Here is a 23,095-nt window from a genome sequence, read left to right on the forward strand (position 1 = left end):
TGTGTCCTTATTCAATTTTTGAACGATAAGTAGCGAATTTATATGGAAGGGAGAAGCTAACAATGAACAATTATGGCAAACTAGAAAAAAATGAAGGTAGGTACGTTTTGGTATTTGAACGGCCGTATCCTTTTAACCCTGAAGAAGTGTTTCGTGTTTTAACGAATCCAGATTTTTTCACGCAATGGTATCCATTTGCTACCGGAGAAATGGATCTTCGCGTTGGTGGCAAGATTCAGTTTGATGATGGAGAAGGATCTGAGTATGAGGCAGTCATTACAGACATAACACCTCCATATTCTTTTTGTTTTCAGGAAGTGGATGATTTGTTAGAAATGACAATAGAAAAAGCAGATCAAGGGAGTCTATTCACATTCAAGCATACATTTGATGATCAATCGATGGCGATGTATGTAGCTGCTGGATGGCATCGATGTTTGAACGTTCTTGGTCAATTAATCCATGGACAGCCTGTAGCGTGGGAAGATAACGCAAGTGAATTAAGGGAGTACTATAAAGAAGCTTTTCATCATTAAACTTAGGTCGATCCATTGTGGACGTTTAATTCCACATGTAATTGGCAGGCCGACATAAACGCGATGTTCTGTGCGTCGTAAGCCCCACTGTTTGAAGAATCACTTCATTGTTGCAAACAGGGGAGATGTAGCGATCAGCATTGATCGCTTTTTCTTTTTGGAAAATTATTATAACAGAAAGGAAATTGTATGATAAAGTGAGAATATATCGCTCAAATGCAGGGGGATCATATGAGGAAACGAATTCTTATTTTGTTACTAATCGTATTAAGTTTAACGATAACAGGATGTAATTACATACAAGAAAAAAAGGCCAAAAGTTATATAAATAATTATTATCAAAGCATCATGGACGAAGATTATGAAGAAGCGTTTGAACAATTGCATCTTTTTGATTTTGAAACGAGTACCGAGGAAAGTAAACTATCCGAAGGCACTGTACTTTCCAATGAAAAGGCAAAGCAATTCTACTTAGATAAGATAGAAGTCTTGAAAAATCATAATTATAAATTAGTAGACTATGAAATTGGAGAGGTTGAATATGCAGATGGTCATACTTTTTGGTATCACATAAATCTTGAAGTGGAACGAAATGAAGAATTAGTTGAGTGGAATGAAGTAGCGCATCTTTATGAAGGGAAATTATTGGTTGGTGGAAGAGACGATCCATTTGTAATTTTCCGAGATGGGAAAATGAATTTTGAAATAGATGAATTAGAGTGAAGGGAACCAGGGTGATGAACTGGATCAAATTAATCAACTCAATGAAATAATAATTGAAGTTACAAAAAATAGTAATCTATTATTTAATTAAAGACTAAAAACATACCATTCTATTTGGTAACCTGTATGGTCCAAATAGTGGAGAGGACTAGAAGAATGAGCTTAAAAACACGCTGGAAAATTCTTTTGGCTATCAGCATATATGGTGTATTGGTAAGTTTATCGATTCTATTTCATCAGCAATCCGATGACTTATTGGTTCATGATGTAAGTCGCTTATTCCCAGACCATGTAAACGAAATTGTGGAAGGTAACGAAATCGAATCTTTTCAAAACGCGATCCATGATGCCAATGAAAATGACTTAGCTGTTTCCATTGGTGGTGCCCGTCATAGCCAAGGCGGACATTCCTATTATGAGGATTCGGTTTTCCTGGATATGACATCCTACAACGATATTGTATCGATCGAGCCGGACGAAAAGCTTATTACCGTCGAGAGTGGTGCAACGTGGGCAGATGTTCAGGAAGCCGTCAATCCGTATGGTTTATCGGTGAAGGTCATGCAGTCCTCCAACGTATTTACAATTGGTGGCTCCTTGAGTTCCAATGTTCATGGACGGGATCCGAGGTATGGATCAATAATTGAGACCGTACATTCATTTCGGCTTCTTCAATTCGATGGCACAATTGTGGATGTAACTCCTGAAGAGCATCCGTCGTTATTTCAATCGGTAATTGGAGGATTTGGGCTGTTCGGAGTCATTTTAGATGTAACGCTAGAACTACAAGACAATGAAATCTACTTGGCTACAACGGAATCAATTGATCTGGATGAGTATCCAGAATACATCCGCAAACACGTCATGGATCAAGGTGATGTTGGTTTACATTTTGCACGATTATCCGCTAGTCCAGATGATTTATTAGAGGATATGTATTTTACAACTTACCATGTCGTCGACGAGTCGGAATCTGATTATCCAACGAAAGAAGAATTGGATGATTTAACTCCATTACAGGAAGAAGAGCATGTTCTCCGCGATAAATTCGCTTTCGGATTATCACGAAAATTCGATTGGGCGAAAACGGCTGTTTGGGATTTGCAACAAAAGCTGTACGGAGAAAACGATGAAGATGAATGGATCACAAGGAATAATGCCATGCGTCCACCAATCGAGTTTTTGGAATATGATTCGAGTCGTAATACGGACATTTTACAGGAATATTTTGTTCCCGTAGATCATTTTCCGACATTTGTGGGTGACTTAAGAGAGATCGTGAGGAAGGAAGATTTGAATCTATTAAATGCGACGGTTCGTTATATGCCAAAATCAACGGATGCAACGATGAGTTATGCGAAGGAAGATATGCTAGCGATTGTTATCTATGTCAATCATTCGATGTCTGATAAGGGAATCGAACATATGGAACAGGCAACACAGCAGATGGTCGATGCTGCATTAGATTTAGGTGGAACCTATTATTTAACGTACCAGCTATATCCGACAAAAGAACAGCTAAAAGAAGCCTATCCAAACTTTGATGAATTTTTGCGGCTTAAAGAACAATTCGATCCAAATAAACGGTTTATGAATAATTTCTATGAGGAGTATGAGTCATGATGCTAAAATGGGTGGTTCGTTCCCAAAGTGTTTTGCTGTTTGGAACAGGGCTTGTGTTTCCGTTTTATATTGTGTTTTTGAGTGAGTCTGGTGCGAGTTTTTCTGAATTTGGATTGGCGTACGGATTATTTACGGTATCGGCTGCGCTCGTACACCATTGGGTTGGCAGATATTCGGATCTTTTTGGGCGTAAGATTTTTTTGTTAGTGAGTGCATGGGGCAATGCAATCGTTTATTTGGTTTTCCCGGTCGTTCAAGAAATGTTGGCCGTTTATATCATTCAAGTAGTTCTTGGTATATTGGGCGCCTTGCAAAAGACCAGTGAAAAAGCGCTAGTCGCTGATTTTACGGACGGAAGTAATCGTGGCGTTCTAATTGGACGGTACCACTTTTGGATATCGTTATGGAGTGGAGCCGCTGTAATGGTTAGCGGATTTTTAATTGACCTGCTTACTTTATCGGTAATTTTTTATTTGGGTTCATTTATTTGTTTTTTGAGTGGAGTGTTGACGCTTTTTATACAGGAGGAAAAGGAACTTGGAAGTTAAGGGGGTTACATACATAGTGAGTCAATTTGTTTAGCCTATGGGTAGCATCAATTTACTATTTTTTCAGCCTTTTTTATTGTCAATTCGTGAATGTTTACTATTAATCTAAAAATATACAAACGGAGGTAAAGGGCATGTGGAAAAGTGAAATTGTGGAAACTTCTCGTGGAAAGTTTGAAATCTTTATAAAAGGAGAAGGAGATCCTATTTGTATAACGCATTTGTATAGTGAATTTAATGAATTAGGGTCTTACTTTGCTGATGAATTTACAAATTATTTTAATGTGATACTGGTTAACTTGAGGGAAGCTGGGAATTCATGCAAAGCGGAAGATGATAACTTACTAAGTATGGAAGAAACAGTTTATGATCTAGAAGCGATTAGAGAGGCCCTTGGCTATGAAAAGTGGGCATTTGGTGGGCATTCAACCGGTGGAATGCTAGGTTTGAAATATGGTCTTATAGCCCAAAGTTCGCTAACTAAAATAATCGTTGGAGGCGCAGCTGCTTCAAATAAATATATGGAACATCCTGAAAGTATGTATTGTCCAAAATCACCATTGAATAAAAGGGTATTAGAAATTTTGGATATATTAAAAACCTCTAATAATAAAGAGGAAAGAGTGAGTGCAAGCATTGAATGGTCTAATATGTCCTTATATTATCCAGAAAAAAGAGATGAATATTTTAAAGATCCAAGTAGTGGAAGAACGGTAGCGAAGCGCTTAGATTATTACTCATATAGAGAATTGCCAACCTATAATTTGGTAAACCAATTAAGTAATGTAAAAGTTCCAGTTTTTGTGTATTGTGGAGTCCATGACGCCCAATGTCCACTTGTGTTTTCAGAAGAGATAAATACAAATTTACATAACTCAGTTTTATATAAATTCCATTCTAGTAATCATAGTCCATTTATTGAGGAAAAGAACAAGTTTAATAAAATGATTGTAAACTTTAAAGCAGTGCAAACTGATGAACTATTAGAACTGGGGAGAAGTAAATAACAAATTAATTCAGTAAAAGGTTATTCCTCATTGTTAAAAAATCTATGGAAAAGAACCTACCAATCTCTATATAATAAGGTAAGACAAGAAATTAGGAGGTATCGTATGATAAAGCGAAAAATCTTAACCATGTTATTCGCAATCCCTGTTTCGTTATTTGTTATTTTTGCCGTGTTCTTCGGAGAGTGGAAACAGCCTTTTGAGTTAGTAGTCATGACAGGGGCGTTTAGTTTGATTTTATCACCTATTATCATTCTTTATGGTGCTCCAGTTTCTTTCTTATCGGAATATCTCAGCAAACGATTCACCGCGAATAAGAGAATAGCTGTTGCTTTTGTTATTCATATCCTATTTGGAGTGGCGTTCGGGATTATTTTTCCGTTTGATGCAAGCTTTTCTCTATTTGGTGTTAAAATGGATTTAGCGATCATCTTCGCATCGATAACGGCTTTATTCTTTTGGGCAATCGATGAGCTGTTACGAAAAAATAATTTTCATACGAGACTACGCTGTAAGTGCTGCTACAGCTTTGCCAAATAAAGATTATCATAAGAAATACAGGGGGAATGGGTATGAAGTTTTTCAAGTTTGTTTTTATCGTGATTTTTGTGTTGGCTATTTTAGGATATGGGGTTTATTATTTTGGAACCAATATCGCATCCGAAAAGATAATGGAAGTCGTGTCGTCTGAATTAGAGAAAAGTGGTCAAATGGAGACGCTAAAAGAAACCATTGAAAATGATCCTGAGTTAAAAGGGTTTATTGAAGATGCAGAATCTGTTGATGAAGATACATTACCATTTACAACGAAAGAAGAAGCAACGAGAATGTTGGTGAAAAAGGTAGGCATATCAGAAATTCAAGATATCCAATCAAAGGTAGAAAGCGGACAACTTAACAAAGAAGAGCTCCTTCATGAAATGCAGAGAAAACTAACGGAGGACGAATTAACGGCATTGAAAGTGATTGCTTATAAAGAGTTGTATAATTGAGTAGTGGATTAAGGAAAATAGTATTGCATAATTTAACTGGGTGACTAGTTGACAAGGTAATCATTGGGTATGATTGCCTTTTTGTTTTTCTGAAGATAGGAAAACTTTATTTTACTAATGGAACTCGGAGGTGTTGAACGTGAAGAAGGGTTTACTTAGTTTATTCCTTTTGTTGTTCATCTTATCTGCTTGTAATACTCAAAACGTGGAAACAAATTATTATTTATCCCTTAACGGTGCGAGTGAGACTTGGGAAATAAGTGGATATGAAATAGTGATAACTTCAGATGAAATGAAGGCAGGGAATGGAAAACTATTCATGAAGAATCATAATGAATTTTTCACAGACTCCTTTCGTTTTAAAACTATTGCTATGATCGACGGTGTAGAAACTACAATACACTCTAGTTCCGTAACTGGTGAAACAGATATCTCGGAACAGATGACCGGAACAATTGAAGGAGAAGGTGGGAATTCCATAGACGTTGATAATCTAAGTGAAATATATATGATTGTGGAATGGTGGGATGCAGATAAAAATGAAACGTTGAACGAGAGAATTGATTTATATCAAAAGCCAGAGAGTGAAGACACGTTTTTACATTAATGGACCATTTTGAGAAAAAATCTTTATAGCAGATTAATACGGAAGGGACTGAGGACTCCCTCCCTTCCGTCCTCTAGTAAAATTATTTTCTATTCCATATTCACAAACGGAGCAGGATAATCCAGTTCTCCTTTTATTTGTTTGATATTACTATTTATCCCTTGCATCCATTGATCAAAATCAAAAATTACTGGATTGCGATTTGGCCCGATTATGAACCATGCTTTCCTTTCTTTCGGAAAGTAAGCAGACGTGTGTATAGTTCCAGCTGCTGCATCGTATTTATTGGAAAACACCTCATGACTAGGGTCATTCATCACTTTGAAAGCTTGATAAGGATTTGTAGCATGCATTTGCTGCTGTTGTATCCTTTTTTCTCTTTGTTGCGTTTCCTCTAACCGATACCGATTTTCTTCATCAAGCAAATGAAAGTGATTGGTGCATACATTCGATTTGCGAACGGCGACATTTCTAGGCGAAGCTTCGACTACATAGGACTCTCCATCAGGATCCAATAGCACGTAACTAAATGAATGTCTGTGGGGAATTTCTTTTAGGAGAGTAACGGCCTCATCCACATTTGCACAAGTTTCTAGAATAATTCGAGCGATCATGTTGCAGAGAAATCCATCCGCAGATTTTTTACTATGGGTGAAGTTATACCCAATGACGAGTCCTTTTTCATTCATTCCATCAATCCGTCCCGTGATTTGCATGGAAGGACCAATAACTGCAAGTCCCTGATCGGTAGGTTCATATAGCATATAACGCCCTTCATATCCTTTAGGGTTGCTATCGTAATTACGAACCATGAAATTAGAATCGGTAAAAATCGAGCAACCACTTCGCGTAAACTCCAAATAATACCCGCCAAATAGACGGTAGGCCTTTTCCAAATCCATTTGAAGGGAATCAGCAAGTCCACGAATCTCGTCTAATATGGATGGTGCTATTTTTACCATGATTTGTTTATAGGCTTCGATGTCAATGATAAAGTGTCGATCTTTCTTTGGTTCCCATTGTTGTTCCCGGTTGGGCAAAATCGGTGAGTTCTTGAGAAGTTCCCCTTGAAAATAACCGAAGTCATAATGGGTTCCTCTATATTGAATGACATCACTGTGAAAACGTTTCATATGATCATTCCTATCTCGTGTTGCTACTGTCAGTTTACGATAGGTGAAGATGAAAGTAAATTTTAGGAGCTTACTTTTGTTTGTTATACCTTTCTTGGCAAGTTGTGTATATTGTTTGAATGTTATGGTAATATGGTGGTAGCAAATGGAAGTTAAATGATTGGTAAAATGGGAGATGAAAAGAATGAATAAGCGAAAAGTAATCGGACTGGTAAACCTTTTCATCAGTGGTTTTTTTGTCTATATGATTTCGATGTTTTTTGCAGGAGGTACAATTGCAGAAAACTATACAGATGAAACTTTTGTAGCACCGGAATTCTTCTGGATTCTGGTAATTTGGGGGATTGGTGCATTATTTGTATTATTCCAGTTTTTTAAGAATTCCCTAGCCTTCTTGATTCTATCTCTTATTATCACTTGGGCATCTATTCCGATAGGGGTTAAAGTTGGCTTTGCAATCGCATAAGAGAGAGACAGACGGTTTAGCATGGTTTGAGGTGGTATAACAATGCTTAATATAGATTCGAAAGGTTCCTCTATGATTCATTTAACCAAGAAGCAATATTACGTATTCATTTTTCTATTTTTGGTTGTGGTTTTCTTTGGTTATATGAAACATACAGAAGTACGAAATCAACAAGACTACTTGAATCCCCATTTAATCGACATGATGCATACGATACAAAATGAAGTACATATAACATCGAGTATTTTACATACAGCAATGGAGGAAAAACAAATACCATATGCGCAGTGGAAACAGTTAAAAAGTGGCTTTGAAGCCATCGAGCATTCTAGTTATGAAATTGAGAAAATGGGGAGAGCAATTTATCCGAACCGCGCTCAAGGATTAGCAGGTACAACAAAGGCAACTTCTCATTTTATTGTAAGTGACCTATTGCATCTAGAAGAAGAATATTTGGAAGCAGACATGGATCCATTGGATGAAGTAATATTTCCACCAGAAACCCATTCCATATTAGAGCCAATCTATACTACTGCCTCGGAATGGAAGGAAATATCAAATGAGTATCATGTACGAACCAATAGTGTTAATCAAACGTATTGGGTAGAAATGATGAAGGAAATGAAGAAGCCTTCGGTTGTATTTCAAGAGCAATTGTAAAGTGTATGAATAATGATAGGGTTCACTCGTGATGGAGGAGTATCGAATGCACTATTTTTTAAAACTAAATGTTGTTAGTATGTTGTATGCTTTTATGGTAGTTGTTCCTCTTGAATTAATGCTGAATGTGTACCGAATTAGTAGAATAACGAATTTAGAAATTGGTACGGTAACTATGTTGATTGGTATAATAGTGGTCATTGAATTAATAGCTGGAACAATACTACTCTTGTTTTTATCGAAGAAGTGGATGGTTGGGAGAAAAGCAAACTTTTGGACCGTCATTCTTTGGATCCCTTACTTTGTGCTTTTTGTATACCTATTTGCATCCATGTTTCCGATATCAAATGAAGGAGATCTACCAAACCCAGCAATGGGGCTGTTAGCATTAGGTGGATTAATTGGTTATCCACTTTATATCGTAACGATTAATTTTCTTAGTGTGGTAAGGAATGATAAAACCATTAGGGCTAGTTAGAATAACTAGATAAGATGCTCTAGTTTTCTCCCGCATATAACTCGCAGTCAGTTCCCCGCTTTAAACCTACGAGGTCAAACCGAGAAAATGGGTGGGGGTTCAACTGACAGTAGAGGTGCGATTCGTTCATCTAACAATTAGTGGGAGGAAAAAACCTACTGATGGCAGGTTCCCTTTGCTTTAAAACCGTTACCGTTTAAAAAAGGTAGCGGTTTTTTTGGTCATTCATTTAAAAAACGGAATAAAACGGAAAGAAAATGATTATTTTATTGACAAAACGGAATAATGAAGCATATTATAATAGTAATTTAGTTTATGTTAGTGGCTGGGTTTTCTTGAATAAGGACATTTACAGTGATTAATCCGACGAAAGTACGTGAAATTCAGTCAAGAGCATCCAACCATGGAACGTGAATAGGAAATAATTGAAGGAGGAGTGAAAATGCTGGCTGAAGAACGAAGACAGAAAATACTTGATATTCTGCAAAAAGATGGTAGAGTTATTGCTAAAGAGCTTTCTGAATTATTTCAAATCTCCGTGGATTCGGTTCGCAGAGATCTTGCTATAATGGAAAGCCAAGGACTGTTACAAAAAACATATGGTGGAGCAATCGCATTGAAGCCAATTCAAAAGGTACGAACATTACCTTCCTCTGAATCCAAACGATATGGCGAGCCAAAAGCTCATCAAGATGCGATATCAAAACGAGCTGCTTCTTTTATTCGTTAGCATGACACCGTATTTATTGGAGGAGCGGGTATTCAATATGGAATGCTAAAGCACCTATCAAAAGATTTTCCTTTCACAGTAGTGACAAACTCCATGAAAATTGCAGAAATGATACGCAAACAAGAAAATATAACCTCCTATTTAATCGGCGGAAAGCTACGAACAGAATCAGCCGGAAGTATGATTGATACACTTGCATTAGAGATGATGAGTAAATTCTCATTAGATATCGGATTTATTACAGGTGGTGGGATAACAGTCAATGGAATTAGTACGGCCACACCTGAGGGAGCAGCATTTGCCCGAAAAGTAGGAGAGGTATCACGGAAGAATATTTGCTTAGCCCCACATGAAAAAGTTGGACAGCAAATGTTCGTTACTTCTGTCTCATTAGAACAAATCGACTTAATCATAACTGACGAAGCAGCATCAGAAAACGTGATCCGAGAAATTGAAAAAAGACATGTAGAAATTCATGTTGCAGATGCTACTTCTCCCATCTAAGGAGTGAAACGATTGAAAGCAATTCGAGTAGATTATTCACCGTCCGTGAACGGTGTTGTTCAAATTCCAGGTTCCAAAAATAGTTCCTTGGCGTTGCTTGCAGCAGCTTGTCTTAGTGATGAAACGATTACCTTTCAAGGAATACCTAATATAGCTGATTTTCGTGTTATTAGCGAAATGGGGAAAGAAGTTGGACTCAACATGAAGCGTGAACGAAATGGAGAGGTATCCATTGATCCAAGATCTATTTTCTCTACGTCATTCGACCCAAAGAAGTCTTCCTCTTTTCGAACTGCATATTATTTTATCGGGGCGTTACTCGCGAAATATGGAAAAGTATCCGTCGGTTATCCAGGTGGCGATGATTTCGTTAGCCGGCCGATTGATCAGCATATAAAAGCATTCGAGATGATGGGTGCAACGTTTACGTATCATCAGGATTATTATGAAGTTGAGGCAAAGGAATTACATGGTGCTACCGTTTATTTCGATACCATCACGTCTGGTGCTACGATAAATGCCATGTTAGCTGCCGTTAGAGCAAAGGGTGAAACCGTATTGTTAAATGCTGCACGTGATCCAGAAGTTATCGATACGGCAATTTTTCTAAACAAGATTGGGGCCGATATCAGTGGTGCGGGAACAGACACGATTCGGATTACAGGTGTAACCCAATTACAAGGAGGATCCCATCGTGTCATCCCAGATCGGTTGATAGCAGGTTCATTTTTAATTGCTGCTGGTGTAGCGGGAGGTAACGTAACCGTAACAGATGTTATCCCAGAACATTTAGGTTCCTGCATTGCAAAGCTTGAAGAAGTTGGCGTAGAAATCGATGTACAAGATAATGCGATAACTGCACGTTCTACAGGAAAATTAGCTGCTTCACGCATTAGAACGGGAATGTATCCAAGTTTTCCGACAGACCTTCAACAACCAATGACCACTTTATTTACGCAAGCGGAAGGAAAAAGTATTGTAGCTGAAAAAATATATCCAAATCGCTTCAAGCATGTTGGTCAACTAAGAAAAATGGGAGCAGATATTCGAATGCGGACTGGGGTTGCTTTTGTGAAAGGAAAAAGTAGTTTGCAGGGAAGTATCGTAATGGCTTCCGATATCCGAGCTGGTATATCCTTGATCCTCGCAGGCATGGTAGCAAAAGGTACTACCTACATTACTGGGGTGGAGCATATTGAACGTGGATATGAAGATGTCATTCGAGCATTTCATTCCATCGGAGTACAAATAAAAAAAGAGGATATTCAATTTGGTTTGGATAATCAAGTTTTGGGTGAAGTAAAGTAAATGGACAGTTTTGGATCGCTAAAGGCGTGCTAAATAATACGTTTAGCACATTCTTTATTGTGTAGTAATTTTGAAAAGTTGCAAAATTAACGCTTGTTTATTGAGTTTGTTTACAATATAATGGAGAAGTACATAAAATGGAAAGGGGTGAGGTTGATGTTAGTTAATTCAATAAGTATCGTTCATCCATCCTTGCCTGTTGTTAATAAATAGTTATTATTTTAATCCTTTGGATGGAGCGAACGAGGGGCTTCCATTTGAACAGATTCTATACAAACTAGCTTTTAATAAAACGGAGAGCCAAAGAAAGTATGAATTTTTGGGCTCTCCTTTTTTATGTGAAAATAGCCTCGTAGCTTATTGAATATTTTATCAATATTCAATAGAAGGGACGTAATCGTTATGATGAAATTGAGTACGATGAAAAAAGTGATGGATACCGTTGACGGGGAATGGAAAAGCCCGCTAGGAGAAAAAATTCTAGAACATTGGGGTTATGATAAGGGTTCTGTTTCTTTTGTACGAGCAAGTGCAAATTTTATTTTTGAATTTACGAGAGAAGGAAAACCATATTTTCTAAGATTTAATGAATCATCTGAAAGGGATTTTTCGTCAATTAAATCTGAACTGCGGATAGTAAAATATTTACGTAACAGGATCAAAAACGTTGTTCAACCAATTAATTCGTTAAATGGAAATGATATGGAAGTGGTAGAAACTGAAATAGGAACTTTCTATGCTGTTGTATTCGAAGCTCTCGAAGGAAAACATTATGAATTAGACGAAATTTCAAACGAACAAGCTTATTTATGGGGGAAGTCGTTAGGTATTTTACACGAAACCCTTAAACAGTTGCCAAAAGACTTTCGAATGGATCGACCTAGCTGGAAGGACCTTCTAGTAAAAACAAAAGAAACACTTCCTAAAAATGAACTAGCAGCTCATAGAGAAATTGATAGATTATGGACATGGGCAGATGAGTTATGTGTATCAAAAGAAAATTATGGAATGATTCATTATGATTTTGAATTGGATAATGTACTTTTTGATAACAACACAATCAGAATGCTAGATTTTGATGATTCTTCTGTTCACTGGTATGTAGCTGACATTGTCTATGCATGGAGAGATGCAGGAAGCTTTAATCTTGAAAATCCAGCGACAAAAATATTTATCGAGGGATATAAAAGTGAAACTAGTTTAGACGAAGAAGTTCTTCAAGCGTATTCTAGTTTCGAGAGATTACATCATTTAACTTCCTTAGCTAAATTGATAAGAGCTGTTGACATTGGAGAATCTGAAGACCATCCTGAGTGGCTTGCCGATCTTCGAGTAAAGTTATGTAGTATTACAGAAAAATACCGTCTTTCCATTGAAAAGTTTGATAAATAGTAACAAGAATGAAGGAGCTAATAACATTAACATTAGCTCCTTTAAATCTAATTTTATAACATAATAGGTTCTATTAATTTAAAACGAGTCAAAAGATAATTGTTTTGGAAAAAAGTTATACATTATCCCGGTATTTAAATTCGTTACAAATCACTGTTGTAACGAATTTAAATACAACAAACGATCCCATGGTTTAACGGACAGTATATAATTTAACCGGAAAGGAAAACATGGTAAAAACAAGATCTTTAGGTGGATTCTAAATGGATAATTACACAAATGACAATACAGCTAGACGGTATAAGGCACATGTTAGTACGCTAGGAACAACACAAATTCATCTAAGGAACCCCTATATTATTGCTTGGTGGAGTGCAGCTTTTCCGGGATTCGGACATTTACTATTATCCAAATATATTCGAGGGTATCTATTGTTTATGTGGGAAGTAATTGTTAATGTCCAAGCAAATGTTAACCTTGCGATGATATATTCGTTTCAAGGGAAAATTGATCTTGCCAAAGAATCGTTAGACACACGATGGTTGCTCATTTATATTCCTGTTTATCTCTTTGCCATTTGGGATAGTTATCGAACAACAGTTGATATGAATAAAGTATACATTTTAGCTGAACGGGAAAATCACCGTTTTAATTCGTTTGTCATATCCCCAATTGAAATTAACTACTTAGATAAAAGAAATCCTTTTATAGCTTTAATTTGGTCTTTATTTATGCCGGGACTTGGGCAACTTTATATTCATCGAATTTTAACCGCAGCTTTTGTCGTGATTTGGTCCGTCATCTTTTTTTACTTTTCTCATGCACTTGAAGCTGTTACTTTATTATTTTGGGGAGAAATCCAGAAAGCAACTTCTGTAATAAATCCTGAATGGTTGCTGTTTTTCCCATCTTTATACGGATTTGCTACGTATGATTCGTATACAGCAACTGTTGAAAATAATAAACTATATGAGAAAGAACAACGAGACTATTTTAAAAAATATTACCAAAACAACCATTTTCGAATACTAAAAGGAAAAAAAGTGAAGTGATTATGTTGCAGTTATTTTCAACGTTTGAAAATAATGCTTTTTTAGAATTAGCTATTTCCACACTTGAGAAGAAAGGGATTAATCGTGAAAATATATTCGTGGTTCCGCTTGATAACCGAAAAGAATCACGTAAATTATTTGATACGTTACATCGCTCAGACGGTACAAGTCTTATCGATATTGGATTAGCAATTGCTACAGCTTTTTCTGTGATTGGGGCTAGTATTGGATTTGAATTAGCATGGGGACCAATTTATTGGGGATTGATTGGTGCCTTCGTCGGATTTGTAGTTGGGGTTGTTATTCGACTATTTACGGAGATAATTCTAAAAAAGAAAAAAAGAAGGTTACAAGGAAAACATTCAGAGATTATTCTGATTGTTGATTGCAAAGACGGATTAGCCGAATTTGTAGAAAATGTACTTTGGAATCACTATGCACTTGGTGTAGCAAAAGTAGTTTCCGATGAAGCGAAGAGTAAGTAGTTTGGCGTTCTGTTTTATGTGAAGTAGATTAGATGTTAGTAAAATGTTCTGAGTTGGATGAGGTTATGTATTTCTACCATTAGTTTTTATGCTAGGGTACACAGTACAAGCTGTGTAAATAGTTAAAAATGAAATTATTGTAGGATGAAAAGTCATGCAGATGCATGGCTTTTTTTAGGGCGGTAAGTAAGTTGCATATGTAAAGTATGCCTAGTTGTTAATTTTTTATAATGATAACTTCTTTAGCTACCGTAATCATACCAAAAATCTACATATTTTTTGAAATAGTATGGTAGGATTACATTATGAACTTATTTTTCACATAATTATAATAACGGAGGTTATATGGGTTATTTCGTAATGCTAGGTATTTTAATATTATGGTTTTACATTGGAAAAGCATTGAGGAGAAAACTGAATCTGCCTAAAAGAAGTTGGGTTTATAAACACTGGAGTAATAAATTTGCTATTTTATTTTATATTACAATAGTAGTAGCTTTCCTTTATGGAACTATAGGTCTACATGGAAACTTATTTCTTTTATTCCCATTTTTAGGTGCAATCGTCAATTTGTTTTTTAGTATGGAACAAGCTATTTATAAAAAAGGAAGCAGGCTACATACACGATATTTACTTGATGCCATTGCTTGGTTTGGATTAGGGATTACTGCAACGATCTTTTTTTAATAGGAATAGTTGCTGCTATTGCCTTTTTTGTGTTGCGGTTGATTTGCCTCAACTGAATAATATAATTCATATTGAATCTGTTAGTTGGAAGGCAAACGAAGAAGTAGAATTTCCGATCGTTTTAATTCAAGATTATGAACAAAGTACAATGGAGTAATGTATGGTGAAGAGGGTGAAAATATGTTCATCCTGTTTTTTTATAGGATTAAATCAAATTCGGATTTGTATATGCCTTTTGAAAAGAGATAGAAAGGATATATGGTCACTTATTACATATTGGAAGTTATGGGAGGTGTTTCTATGAAGCGTCGTTTCCGTGTCGGAGAAGTGGCTAAATTGTTCCAGCTATCCACTTCGAAACTTCGTTACTATGATGAAATCGGGATCTTTCAACCGAAATACACAGACCCTGATAGTCGTTATCGATACTACACGATCGAACAATTCGTAGTGCTGGATACAATCATTTTCTTGAAGAAAAATGGATTTTCCATTAAAGATATTCAGCAACATTTAGCGCAGCGCAATCCAGAGAACGCGAAAGGACTTTTGGAACGAAAGCTTCAAGAAGTCGAGGAAGAAATGGAGCGGTTAAAGAAGGTCTCGGAAAAAATTAAAAGTAAAATCACAACTATTGAGGAGGGGCTTTCCCTTCGTGATGATCCAACATTGACATATCAGTGGTTCCCAGAACGTCCAATTTCTTATTATTACAATGATGTCCCAATTGATTTAATCAAGGATTCGGATGAATTGTACCTAAAGGACTTGGAAGAGCTATCTTTAAGTGGAGCTGATTATGAGGGTTTCTTTACCGGTGATTTTGGGTATATTGTGGATCTTGAAAGTTTCTATCAGGAAGGTCCTGTGAAATATCGGGCAGTATTTGAATTACTACAGCAGAATAAGCAAGATGACTTAGAGACCTTTTATTTGGATGAAGGCATGTATGCATGCTATCCGCATATTGGCCCATATGAAAAAATCAAAGCAAGCTTTTCATTCGTCTTAACACGCCTAAAGCAAGAGGGCTATCGTGTGGCGGGGGCACCGGTTGAAATTGCAATGCTTGATGAGTCGGTTATCCAAGATGAAACGGCTTATATGAGTTGGATTCAGATTCCAGTTGAAAAAAATTATTGACCTTCAAGTAACTTGAAGGTGTATACTTTTCTCTTGTAAGGAACTGCAGGAGGAATGCCAGATGAGTAAAACACATGAAAATCTAAAACACCTGTCCGTTAAAAAGGTGTTTTTTCAATATTTCTTTCCATCGTTATTAGGAATGATGCTCATGTCCGTGAATATCCTAATCGATGGAGTATTTGTAGGTAATGGGGTTGGATCGGAAGGGCTTGCTGGAGTAAACCTTGCCATGCCAATCTTTTCATTAATTTTCTCGATTGCCCTTTGGATTGGTATAGGTGGTGGAACCATCTATTCGAACTTCATTGGGAAAGAGAATGTCGTTAAAGCTAGGAGTGTGTTTTCATTAGCTGTAGCGAGTACGCTTGTGCTTTTATTGCTTGTTGGCATTATTGGTTATTTGAATGTGGAAGGGATTGCGTATTTGCTTGGCGCAAACGCAGATACCTTCGCTCACACGGTTGATTACCTGAAGGTTATGTTTCTGTTTGGGTGGCTGATTGCTATAGAGCAGTTACTCAGTGTCTTTGTGCGTAATGATGGTAGTCCGACCTTGTCTATGGCTGCTCTCGGTACGACTGCAATCGTTAATATTGCATTGAATTACTATATGATTTTTATATTGGAGCTTGGCGTCTTTGGTGCGGCGCTTGCAACAGCACTCGCAAGCCTTGCTGGGTTCCTGGTACTCTTGATTCACTTTTTTAAAAAAGCTTCGAATTTGCGTAACCCTTCCTATCAGTGGACATGGCGCATGCTCGGAAGTATTTTTTCAATAGGCTTTCCGAGTTTTCTTACAGAAGCGGGTGCATTGGTCTTTGTTGCTAGCTATAATTTGGCGGTTGTAGGTTTACTCGGAACAGAGGGAGTCGCTGCATTTTCCGTTGTTAACTATCTACATGGCTTTATGTTTCTATCGTTTTTTGGAATTGAGTCAGCACTACAGCCCATGATTAGCTACTATCATGGTGCAAAAGAAAAAGGGCGCATTATAGAGAGTGTAAAAATTGGTGAGAAGGCTTCATTCATCCTTGGGGGAATTCTGCTTCTTATTGGACTTTTTGCAGCTCCCGTACTCGTCTCGCTATTTGGAGTAGAATCCGAAGAGGTTCGCCAATTAGCTGTTCAAGGAATCCGGTTATTTTTCTTTGGTTACCTTTTCCTTGGTTTTAATTTTGTTTACATGACTTATTTTCAGTCGATTGGTGCGATTCGTCCGTCGACCATTATTATTCTTTTAAGAAGCTTTGTGTTTATTTTGATCTTACTTTGGCTTCTACCAAAATTTATGGGGATCGTTGGCGTTTGGCTTGCGTTGCCTGTTGCAGAAATGCTTGTGGCTTTATTGCTCGTATTTTTCACCAGAAATCATGTGGTTAGGCGGAGAGCGGTATAAAGCAACAATGGAAATAACTAGATATTGCTGATGCAGGAAGCATTGGAAAATGGCGATCATCTTGAATGATCGTCTATTTTGAGAGTTATATTATTGGGATATTATGTTGGAAGTAAAGAATTACAAAATGCCCACTATAGTGAGGGCATTTTGTAGAAGCTATTTATCCTTAGCGATTCTTTTTCTGTCTGGAGCCAAGGGTGGTTCCTCTAACCATTTATTTTTCGTCATTAGATTAAACCATTCCTTGGTAATCATTAGATTTTTTAATATAATTTTTTCATAAGTTGTCGCAAGGTCTATACGCATTGCAGATGCAAGTCCTGCCCCATGGTATGATTGGGCAGATTGTAATAAAAAACCAATATGATACAACATTAACTTATCAGAAAATGGTGGATCCTGTGAAATTGTTACTTCTGTTTCCCAAGACATTGGTACGGGTAAATTATCCCCTTTTAGTATTGTACTCAGTGATTGGATTTGTTGGTTCGAAGCATTTTGTGCGCTTTCTAGAAATTTTCTAACTTCTTTTGATTGTGTCACTTGACTAAATCCAATAGAAATTGATTTCTCCATGATCTTCTTTTTTATATTAAGTGATAGAGCAATAATTTCAGTTGCGGCTAAAGGACGTTTATCTCCAAAAATTCCAACAACAAATTTCTGTCCAGAAATAAACTCTGGATTTTCGTCAGGATAAAAATAAGGATCTCTTTGGAAATGTCCTTTTTCTAGTAGCAATTCAGTCGTTTTATGATACATGCTCATCCCTTCATTGCTACAATTATCATAGAAATGCCTTAGGTCCTTTCTTACAGATGAACTAAGTGAAGTTGTATGACCTAATAAACCATGTAGTGTCATAATATGTAAATAATGCAAACAGAAGATGTCAGAAAATAACCTTTTAGCACCTTTTTTTAAGTCCGATTCATTAAAACCAACTGGAACTGGGAATCCTTCATTTTTAATGAATTCTTGTAGTTGGCTTTTTTGTTTATCGAATATCTCTATTGCCTCTTCAAAAAGCAATTTTATTTTCGCGTCTTCAACAATGGATAACATATACTTATTTACAATATCTACAGCAGTTCCATTTACATACTCCCCCCACAATGTTCCTATTTCAGCAGAAGTTAAGTTTAAATCGTCTTTATTCATTGAATCACCTCCTCCTAATGTTTCCCAAAATAATAGAATTTATTTCGATTGCTTTTTAATAGGGAGAAATCATTGGGGAGTTTGTTTTGGGCTTTTCACTTAACTAAAACCTTTGATTCTTTTTAAAAGAATAACCCCCTGATGAATAGCCTTTGTAAATAAAATATAATCGTTGAATTTAATTTGAGGTTAGCCTGATATTTCTAGATAAAGCAATAAAAATATACTAATAATCATTAATTATTTATTGTAAATCAATAAATTTCATGTTAAGATTCAATTGGAATTTAAGGTTGGGTTTCATATTGGGGGCCAACCTAAAAAGGAGGCCAATCCATGAGAGTGATAAACCAACTCGTTCGTTTCGGTTGGGAGCAGGCTCTATCCTGTTTATTTCCGGTCGTTATTTTTGTTTCGTTGGCTGTTACCCAATTCATAACATTACCCTTCCTACCACGGTATGACTGGCTGCTCATTATTTGCCTTTTGATGCAATGGTGGATGATACGCTCAGGGCTGGAAACAAATGATGAACTGAAGGTTATCACATTGTTCCATCTAATCGGACTCGCTCTTGAGCTCTATAAGGTGCATATGGGCTCTTGGTCTTATCCAGAAGAAGGATATTCCAAAATTTTTGGTGTACCTTTGTATAGTGGATTCATGTATGCGAGTGTTGCCAGCTATTTATGTCAAGCGTGGAGAAGGCTGAAAGTGGATCTTGTTAATTGGCCACCGTTCCTAATTGTTGTTCCTCTTGCTACTGCCATATATTTGAATTTTTTCACCCATCATTATTGGATGGATCTACGCTGGTTTTTATCTGGACTTGTCATTATTGTCTTTTGGAAATCATGGGTTACCTACGAGGTGGGGAGGACGCTTTACCGTATGCCACTTGCCCTTTCGTTTGTGCTCATTGGATTTTTCATTTGGATCGCCGAAAATATTGCTACTTTCTTTGGCGCTTGGCAATATCCGAATCAAACCGATGCATGGAGCCTTGTTCATGTAGGGAAGGCGAGTTCATGGCTGTTATTAGTCATTGTTAGTTTTCTTATTGTTGCTACGTTAAAACAGGTTAAGGGGAAAATCTACTAATCAGATAAAAAGGTCGGATTACTAGCACTGAATGGTAGGAGGACCGTTGTTTCTGATAGGTGTTTTTTGGCTTTAGGTAGGGGAAGGAACGGTAATTTGGTAACCATACCTACCTCTAAACAATAAAAAAATCTCCAGCAATGTGGAGATTTTTTTACCATCTGTAGGCACTTTCGCACGTATCCGCCTGTGGTTCATAATAGCAATGTTGTTTATATTGGCCGGATAGTGGTTGATCATACCATGTAGGTGGGCATGCACCATATGGGTTGAAATACCATAAGGAATACTTAGAAGGATGCTCTCTCCAATAGTCTAACGTTTGTTTTGCTAATCTTTTTTCTACACTTCTTGCTCTGTTGTAGAAAACATTTCCTTTTTGCACTGCTTCAAATGAATAATTGCCTCCTTGCACTTGATAAATGACGTCCGATATGGTTTTTAAATCTTCAAAATCCAAACAATCTGCTTTTGCTCGATTAACAATAACATTTCCAACCATGAGCATTCCTTGTTTTCCTTCTCCTTCTGCCTCAGCACGCATCATTCGTGCAACTAAATCAACGTCTTTGTCTGTATATTTAACCCTAGCCATTTTTATCACCTCTAAAAAAATTGTATGTAAGTAGGGTGTAATAGGTTCAGGAATTTGAAAATGACAAATTTAGATTTTGGTAGTTTGTTTCATAAATTCATATCCGTTTATCGTAATTGGGCTGCCAAATAATCATAGAAAAAGTGATGCGTGCACATTTTAGGGGTATTACTTTAAAACGCAGGAATGCTCCTTTTTATTGAGTAGATGACGTTTAACCATTAAAAATATAACCAAAATCAATATTTATTTATTGTAAAACGATAAACTACATGGTATATTACATATTGTATAATTAATTTGTGAGGTGCTTTTTTATGAAACATGGAACAACACTCTTTTTAAAGATAGCTGTTATTCTTATTGGTATTCCAATTCTTGCGATGTGTATATTTTTGGTACCTGGAATAGCCAACTTTGCAGCAGATATGATTCCTGAAATTACTTTTATGAAATATCTTGTTTTCATATTTTTGTATGCAACAGCGGTTCCTTTTTACTTTGCCCTGTATCAAGCTTTTAAACTATTAAGCTATATTGATAAAAACAAGGCATTCTCGGAATTATCCGTAAGAGCCTTAAAGAATATAAAGTACTGCGCAAACATAATCAGTGGTTTTTATGTGTTGGGTATGCCACTGTTTTATTTTGTAGCGGAAAGAGACGACGCTCCTGGTATCATCATAATTGGTATGATTATTATTTTTGCTTCAACCGTTATTGCGGTCTTTGCGGCAGTTCTTCAAAGGCTTTTACAGGATGCAATTACTATAAAATCAGAAAATGATTTAACGATCTGAGGTGAGTTACATGGCAATAATCATTAATATAGATGTGGTGCTAGCGAAACGAAAAATGAGCGTAACGGAGCTTTCGGAAAAAGTTGGGATCACAATGGCGAATCTTTCGATATTAAAAAATGGAAAGGCCAAAGCAATTCGATTATCAACGTTAGAGGGAATTTGTAAGGCATTGGATTGCCAGCCTGGTGATATATTGGAGTACAAAGATGATGAAGAAGATGACGGATAGATTCGATTGAGTAAATTGGGAGGGGGAAGCAATGATGGATAACGAACAAAAAGTGGTTTATGTTTTGCTAACAGATACAGGTACAGTTTTTACAAAGTTAATCCAAAAATTTACCAATGCGCCGTATAATCATGCTTCCATTGTTTTTGATGAAAACCTTGATGAAATCTATAGCTTTGGCAGAAAATCTCCGAGAAATCCGTTACTAGCTGGATTTATCAAAGAGGATGTCTATTTTGGCACCTATCGATATTTTGATAATACGAGATGCTTATTGTTAAAAATGGAGGTTCCGTTGAAGGAGTATTTACGGATCCGAAATGAAATTCAAGGCTTTCGTAATCAAAAAGACATCTATTCCTATAACTTGTTAGGGCTTGTTGGCGTGGCGGTACGTCGCCCGATTCATCAACGAAACAAGTACTTTTGCTCTCAATTTGTAGCAGAGGTGTTCGAAAAGAGTGGCTTGAACCTGTGGGAGCTTCCTTCTGCTCTCGTTACGCCGAATCACTTTTTGATGCATCCGCGCTTTGAAATAGTTTATGAAGGAAGATTGTATGATTATCCATTATTAGATCAAATGATGCTCTCGATGCCGGTGGGGGATTTTGGAGCTTCGCTTCGAAGTTCTTTGAAGCTTATCCGAAAGAAATTGTCTTTATAGAGAGACGTTGCTCCTATTTAAAGGAGGCGTCTCCTTATATACATAGAATTTCTATGTAATTTGTGGCCGGGTCAATCTCGGTTAGAGAACAATACGTATAATGAGGTGATATCATGGGTTTCTATTATTTTATTTTACTTTTTTTAGGGATTATTCTAGTTTTAAGGTCGGTTCTATCAGGATTCCTTACGAACGGTTTTAAGTCGAAAAAAAACATTATACTAGGTGTTATTGGGATATTGTTGATTGGCTTGTCAATCTTTCTGTTTAGTCCAGGAAGTTCTGAAATTATTGCTGATTTATTGCAGATGAATGAGTAGAAACGGTTCATTAAGAGGGAAAAGGTGATCATGGAGTTGATTGCCTTTTCTTTTTTTATATAATTCCTTAAGAAACCTTGGACATTGATCATAAAATTAGAATTAATGCCGGGATTTATTTGGATATATTAATAAAATTCGTTGGAATAGTTAGTTGGGAGCAGTGAATGCTTTAACGGACGATTTTAAATTATCACTTGAATAAAATTCAAATAAGTAATAAAATATAATTAATTTCAATGAATCGGAGGTGGGTTAGATGTTAAATCATGCTGTTTTAGTGCGCGGATTTTGGAATGAATTCCTATATTTTTGCCGTGCAAAATTTGCGGTTGAAGTTGTTAACGGGATACGTATGTCCTTTTTTAACAACTTCATAGCAATCTAAAACGGTGAAAACATCTCTTAGCCCACATGATAGAAGAACAGTCGGAAGGAGAGCATTTTCATGCTCTCCTTTTTGTGTCTGTAGGTAAGGGTTTCCCTTATCTGTATCGAGCAATTCGGCTTTCGCTTTAGGCTTGGCGATTGCCAAGGTTAAAAATCTCTCGATAAGCAAAAGCATCTTCATATGTGCCATGGGAAGGTATGTCTTCTCATGGCTTTTTTTATGTATGAAAAATAAGTGCAACTTAAGATTTCGCCATAGAGGCAGCGTATGCCAAGTTTTCTCATTTGATCGGTTTGTGTTGGCTGGGATGTATAGAACAGCTTGGTATGGCTACCAAGTGAAATTTTTTAGGAGG

General features: G+C 36.7%; 27 protein-coding genes and 1 pseudogene. 25 read left to right on the plus strand and 3 right to left on the minus strand.

Annotated features, from left to right (window positions below; all coding sequences use genetic code 11):
* Nucleotides 1–62: 62 nt before the first annotated feature.
* The 8 genes from BMX40_RS00870 to BMX40_RS00905 all read left to right on the plus strand — a co-directional run bounded on the left by BMX40_RS00870 (nt 63) and on the right by BMX40_RS00905 (nt 6,036).
* Complete coding sequence (locus BMX40_RS00870; protein ID WP_090865862.1) at nt 63–536, plus strand: SRPBCC domain-containing protein; 474 nt, start codon at nt 63–65, stop codon at nt 534–536.
* Between the two features lie 231 nt (nt 537–767).
* Nucleotides 768–1,259, plus strand: a complete 492-nt coding sequence (locus BMX40_RS00875; RefSeq protein ID WP_090865863.1) for a hypothetical protein — start codon at nt 768–770, stop codon at nt 1,257–1,259.
* A gap of 156 nt (nt 1,260–1,415) precedes the next feature.
* Nucleotides 1,416–2,882, plus strand: a complete 1,467-nt coding sequence (locus tag BMX40_RS00880; RefSeq protein WP_170840617.1) for an FAD-binding oxidoreductase — start codon at nt 1,416–1,418, stop codon at nt 2,880–2,882.
* Nucleotides 2,879–3,430 carry an MFS transporter gene (locus tag BMX40_RS00885; protein ID WP_244513298.1) on the plus strand — a complete coding sequence of 184 codons (552 nt, stop codon included), beginning with the start codon at nt 2,879–2,881 and terminating at the stop codon, nt 3,428–3,430. Before BMX40_RS00880 ends, BMX40_RS00885 begins: the two co-directional genes overlap by 4 nt.
* 134 nt (nt 3,431–3,564) lie before the next feature.
* A complete protein-coding gene (locus BMX40_RS00890; RefSeq protein ID WP_090865871.1) occupies nt 3,565–4,437 on the plus strand; it encodes an alpha/beta fold hydrolase in 873 nt (290 codons plus the stop codon).
* A gap of 105 nt (nt 4,438–4,542) precedes the next feature.
* Complete coding sequence (locus BMX40_RS00895) at nt 4,543–4,977, plus strand: hypothetical protein (protein ID WP_090865880.1); 435 nt, start codon at nt 4,543–4,545, stop codon at nt 4,975–4,977.
* A gap of 32 nt (nt 4,978–5,009) precedes the next feature.
* Nucleotides 5,010–5,429 (plus strand): hypothetical protein, encoded by a 420-nt coding sequence (locus BMX40_RS00900; protein ID WP_090865882.1) that lies wholly within the window; start codon nt 5,010–5,012, stop codon nt 5,427–5,429.
* Between the two features lie 139 nt (nt 5,430–5,568).
* Complete coding sequence (locus tag BMX40_RS00905) at nt 5,569–6,036, plus strand: hypothetical protein (protein WP_090865884.1); 468 nt, start codon at nt 5,569–5,571, stop codon at nt 6,034–6,036.
* Between the two features lie 89 nt (nt 6,037–6,125).
* On the opposite strand, the gene BMX40_RS00910 is transcribed toward BMX40_RS00905, so the two are convergent.
* Nucleotides 6,126–7,169 (minus strand): C45 family autoproteolytic acyltransferase/hydrolase, encoded by a 1,044-nt coding sequence (locus tag BMX40_RS00910; RefSeq protein WP_090865886.1) that lies wholly within the window; start codon nt 7,167–7,169, stop codon nt 6,126–6,128.
* 184 nt (nt 7,170–7,353) lie between these two features.
* Here BMX40_RS00910 and BMX40_RS00915 point away from each other — a divergent pair, with 184 nt between their 5' ends.
* The 11 genes and pseudogenes from BMX40_RS00915 (at nt 7,354) to BMX40_RS00965 (ending at nt 17,473) form a co-directional block, all read left to right on the plus strand.
* Nucleotides 7,354–7,635 (plus strand): hypothetical protein, encoded by a 282-nt coding sequence (locus BMX40_RS00915; RefSeq protein WP_090865888.1) that lies wholly within the window; start codon nt 7,354–7,356, stop codon nt 7,633–7,635.
* Between the two features lie 42 nt (nt 7,636–7,677).
* Complete coding sequence (locus BMX40_RS00920; RefSeq protein ID WP_090865890.1) at nt 7,678–8,295, plus strand: hypothetical protein; 618 nt, start codon at nt 7,678–7,680, stop codon at nt 8,293–8,295.
* A gap of 46 nt (nt 8,296–8,341) precedes the next feature.
* Complete coding sequence (locus tag BMX40_RS00925) at nt 8,342–8,773, plus strand: hypothetical protein (protein WP_090865892.1); 432 nt, start codon at nt 8,342–8,344, stop codon at nt 8,771–8,773.
* 442 nt (nt 8,774–9,215) lie between these two features.
* Nucleotides 9,216–10,007, plus strand: a pseudogene (locus BMX40_RS00930) (DeoR/GlpR family DNA-binding transcription regulator).
* Nucleotides 10,008–10,019: 12 nt separating this feature from the next.
* The gene (gene murA, locus BMX40_RS00935; RefSeq protein WP_090865894.1) at nt 10,020–11,315 is read left to right on the plus strand and encodes a UDP-N-acetylglucosamine 1-carboxyvinyltransferase; all 1,296 of its coding nucleotides are present in this window, start codon (nt 10,020–10,022) and stop codon (nt 11,313–11,315) included.
* Between the two features lie 402 nt (nt 11,316–11,717).
* Entirely contained in the window at nt 11,718–12,707 is a 990-nt protein-coding gene (locus BMX40_RS00940; RefSeq protein WP_090865897.1) for a phosphotransferase enzyme family protein, read from the plus strand.
* A gap of 263 nt (nt 12,708–12,970) precedes the next feature.
* Nucleotides 12,971–13,759 (plus strand): hypothetical protein, encoded by a 789-nt coding sequence (locus tag BMX40_RS00945; protein WP_090865898.1) that lies wholly within the window; start codon nt 12,971–12,973, stop codon nt 13,757–13,759.
* A gap of 5 nt (nt 13,760–13,764) precedes the next feature.
* Nucleotides 13,765–14,244: a hypothetical protein gene (locus BMX40_RS00950; RefSeq protein WP_090866428.1), complete on the plus strand. Its 480-nt coding sequence runs from the start codon at nt 13,765–13,767 to the stop codon at nt 14,242–14,244.
* Between the two features lie 345 nt (nt 14,245–14,589).
* Nucleotides 14,590–14,931: a DUF4181 domain-containing protein gene (locus tag BMX40_RS00955; RefSeq protein WP_090865899.1), complete on the plus strand. Its 342-nt coding sequence runs from the start codon at nt 14,590–14,592 to the stop codon at nt 14,929–14,931.
* A 300-nt stretch (nt 14,932–15,231) separates the two neighbouring features.
* A complete protein-coding gene (locus tag BMX40_RS00960) occupies nt 15,232–16,074 on the plus strand; it encodes a MerR family transcriptional regulator (RefSeq protein WP_090865900.1) in 843 nt (280 codons plus the stop codon).
* A gap of 61 nt (nt 16,075–16,135) precedes the next feature.
* Nucleotides 16,136–17,473, plus strand: a complete 1,338-nt coding sequence (locus tag BMX40_RS00965; protein ID WP_090865901.1) for an MATE family efflux transporter — start codon at nt 16,136–16,138, stop codon at nt 17,471–17,473.
* A gap of 159 nt (nt 17,474–17,632) precedes the next feature.
* Here the strand turns inward: BMX40_RS00965 and BMX40_RS00970 are convergent, their stop codons facing one another.
* A complete protein-coding gene (locus BMX40_RS00970; protein ID WP_090865904.1) occupies nt 17,633–18,637 on the minus strand; it encodes a DUF3231 family protein in 1,005 nt (334 codons plus the stop codon).
* 336 nt (nt 18,638–18,973) lie between these two features.
* On the opposite strand from BMX40_RS00970, the gene BMX40_RS00975 reads away from it, so the two are divergent.
* A complete protein-coding gene (locus BMX40_RS00975) occupies nt 18,974–19,738 on the plus strand; it encodes a DUF817 domain-containing protein (protein ID WP_090865906.1) in 765 nt (254 codons plus the stop codon).
* 154 nt (nt 19,739–19,892) lie between these two features.
* Here the strand turns inward: BMX40_RS00975 and BMX40_RS00980 are convergent, their stop codons facing one another.
* Nucleotides 19,893–20,333 (minus strand): cell wall hydrolase, encoded by a 441-nt coding sequence (locus tag BMX40_RS00980; protein WP_090865908.1) that lies wholly within the window; start codon nt 20,331–20,333, stop codon nt 19,893–19,895.
* A gap of 317 nt (nt 20,334–20,650) precedes the next feature.
* Between BMX40_RS00980 and BMX40_RS00985 the strand changes: the two genes are divergently transcribed.
* The 5 genes from BMX40_RS00985 (at nt 20,651) to BMX40_RS20745 (ending at nt 22,737) form a co-directional block, all read left to right on the plus strand.
* Nucleotides 20,651–21,133 (plus strand): DUF2975 domain-containing protein, encoded by a 483-nt coding sequence (locus BMX40_RS00985; RefSeq protein WP_090865911.1) that lies wholly within the window; start codon nt 20,651–20,653, stop codon nt 21,131–21,133.
* A gap of 10 nt (nt 21,134–21,143) precedes the next feature.
* Nucleotides 21,144–21,365: a helix-turn-helix domain-containing protein gene (locus BMX40_RS00990; RefSeq protein ID WP_090865913.1), complete on the plus strand. Its 222-nt coding sequence runs from the start codon at nt 21,144–21,146 to the stop codon at nt 21,363–21,365.
* Nucleotides 21,366–21,399: 34 nt separating this feature from the next.
* A complete protein-coding gene (locus BMX40_RS00995; protein ID WP_342028656.1) occupies nt 21,400–22,029 on the plus strand; it encodes a hypothetical protein in 630 nt (209 codons plus the stop codon).
* 113 nt (nt 22,030–22,142) lie between these two features.
* Entirely contained in the window at nt 22,143–22,349 is a 207-nt protein-coding gene (locus tag BMX40_RS01000) for a hypothetical protein (RefSeq protein WP_090865915.1), read from the plus strand.
* Between the two features lie 259 nt (nt 22,350–22,608).
* A complete protein-coding gene (locus tag BMX40_RS20745) occupies nt 22,609–22,737 on the plus strand; it encodes an RAxF-45 family protein (RefSeq protein ID WP_280139662.1) in 129 nt (42 codons plus the stop codon).
* The last annotated feature ends 358 nt before the right edge of the window (nt 22,738–23,095 follow it).

It is taken from the genome of Oceanobacillus limi (assembly GCF_900111445.1).
GTDB lineage: Bacteria > Bacillota > Bacilli > Bacillales > Amphibacillaceae > Ornithinibacillus > Ornithinibacillus limi.

Excerpts from the sequence above, each read along its gene's own strand:
- BMX40_RS00900 (WP_090865882.1), top strand. The coding sequence starts at position 5,010 with ATGAAGTTTTTCAAGTTTGTTTTTATCGTGATTTTTGTGTTGGCTATT.
- BMX40_RS00955 (WP_090865899.1), top strand. The coding sequence starts at position 14,590 with ATGGGTTATTTCGTAATGCTAGGTATTTTAATATTATGGTTTTACATT.
- BMX40_RS20745 (WP_280139662.1), top strand. The coding sequence starts at position 22,609 with ATGTTAAATCATGCTGTTTTAGTGCGCGGATTTTGGAATGAATTCCTA.
- BMX40_RS00945 (WP_090865898.1), top strand. The coding sequence starts at position 12,971 with ATGGATAATTACACAAATGACAATACAGCTAGACGGTATAAGGCACAT.
- BMX40_RS00875 (WP_090865863.1), top strand. The coding sequence starts at position 768 with ATGAGGAAACGAATTCTTATTTTGTTACTAATCGTATTAAGTTTAACG.
- BMX40_RS00925 (WP_090865892.1), top strand. The coding sequence starts at position 8,342 with ATGCACTATTTTTTAAAACTAAATGTTGTTAGTATGTTGTATGCTTTT.
- BMX40_RS00965 (WP_090865901.1), top strand. The coding sequence starts at position 16,136 with ATGAGTAAAACACATGAAAATCTAAAACACCTGTCCGTTAAAAAGGTG.
- BMX40_RS00940 (WP_090865897.1), top strand. The coding sequence starts at position 11,718 with ATGATGAAATTGAGTACGATGAAAAAAGTGATGGATACCGTTGACGGG.
- BMX40_RS00870 (WP_090865862.1), top strand. The coding sequence starts at position 63 with ATGAACAATTATGGCAAACTAGAAAAAAATGAAGGTAGGTACGTTTTG.
- BMX40_RS00915 (WP_090865888.1), top strand. The coding sequence starts at position 7,354 with ATGAATAAGCGAAAAGTAATCGGACTGGTAAACCTTTTCATCAGTGGT.
- BMX40_RS00985 (WP_090865911.1), top strand. The coding sequence starts at position 20,651 with ATGAAACATGGAACAACACTCTTTTTAAAGATAGCTGTTATTCTTATT.
- BMX40_RS00960 (WP_090865900.1), top strand. The coding sequence starts at position 15,232 with ATGAAGCGTCGTTTCCGTGTCGGAGAAGTGGCTAAATTGTTCCAGCTA.
- BMX40_RS00980 (WP_090865908.1), bottom strand. The coding sequence starts at position 20,333 with ATGGCTAGGGTTAAATATACAGACAAAGACGTTGATTTAGTTGCACGA.
- BMX40_RS00975 (WP_090865906.1), top strand. The coding sequence starts at position 18,974 with ATGAGAGTGATAAACCAACTCGTTCGTTTCGGTTGGGAGCAGGCTCTA.
- BMX40_RS00990 (WP_090865913.1), top strand. The coding sequence starts at position 21,144 with ATGGCAATAATCATTAATATAGATGTGGTGCTAGCGAAACGAAAAATG.
- BMX40_RS00910 (WP_090865886.1), bottom strand. The coding sequence starts at position 7,169 with ATGAAACGTTTTCACAGTGATGTCATTCAATATAGAGGAACCCATTAT.
- BMX40_RS00890 (WP_090865871.1), top strand. The coding sequence starts at position 3,565 with ATGTGGAAAAGTGAAATTGTGGAAACTTCTCGTGGAAAGTTTGAAATC.
- BMX40_RS00995 (WP_342028656.1), top strand. The coding sequence starts at position 21,400 with ATGGATAACGAACAAAAAGTGGTTTATGTTTTGCTAACAGATACAGGT.
- BMX40_RS00920 (WP_090865890.1), top strand. The coding sequence starts at position 7,678 with ATGCTTAATATAGATTCGAAAGGTTCCTCTATGATTCATTTAACCAAG.
- BMX40_RS00885 (WP_244513298.1), top strand. The coding sequence starts at position 2,879 with ATGATGCTAAAATGGGTGGTTCGTTCCCAAAGTGTTTTGCTGTTTGGA.
- BMX40_RS00880 (WP_170840617.1), top strand. The coding sequence starts at position 1,416 with ATGAGCTTAAAAACACGCTGGAAAATTCTTTTGGCTATCAGCATATAT.
- BMX40_RS01000 (WP_090865915.1), top strand. The coding sequence starts at position 22,143 with ATGGGTTTCTATTATTTTATTTTACTTTTTTTAGGGATTATTCTAGTT.
- BMX40_RS00970 (WP_090865904.1), bottom strand. The coding sequence starts at position 18,637 with ATGAATAAAGACGATTTAAACTTAACTTCTGCTGAAATAGGAACATTG.
- BMX40_RS00895 (WP_090865880.1), top strand. The coding sequence starts at position 4,543 with ATGATAAAGCGAAAAATCTTAACCATGTTATTCGCAATCCCTGTTTCG.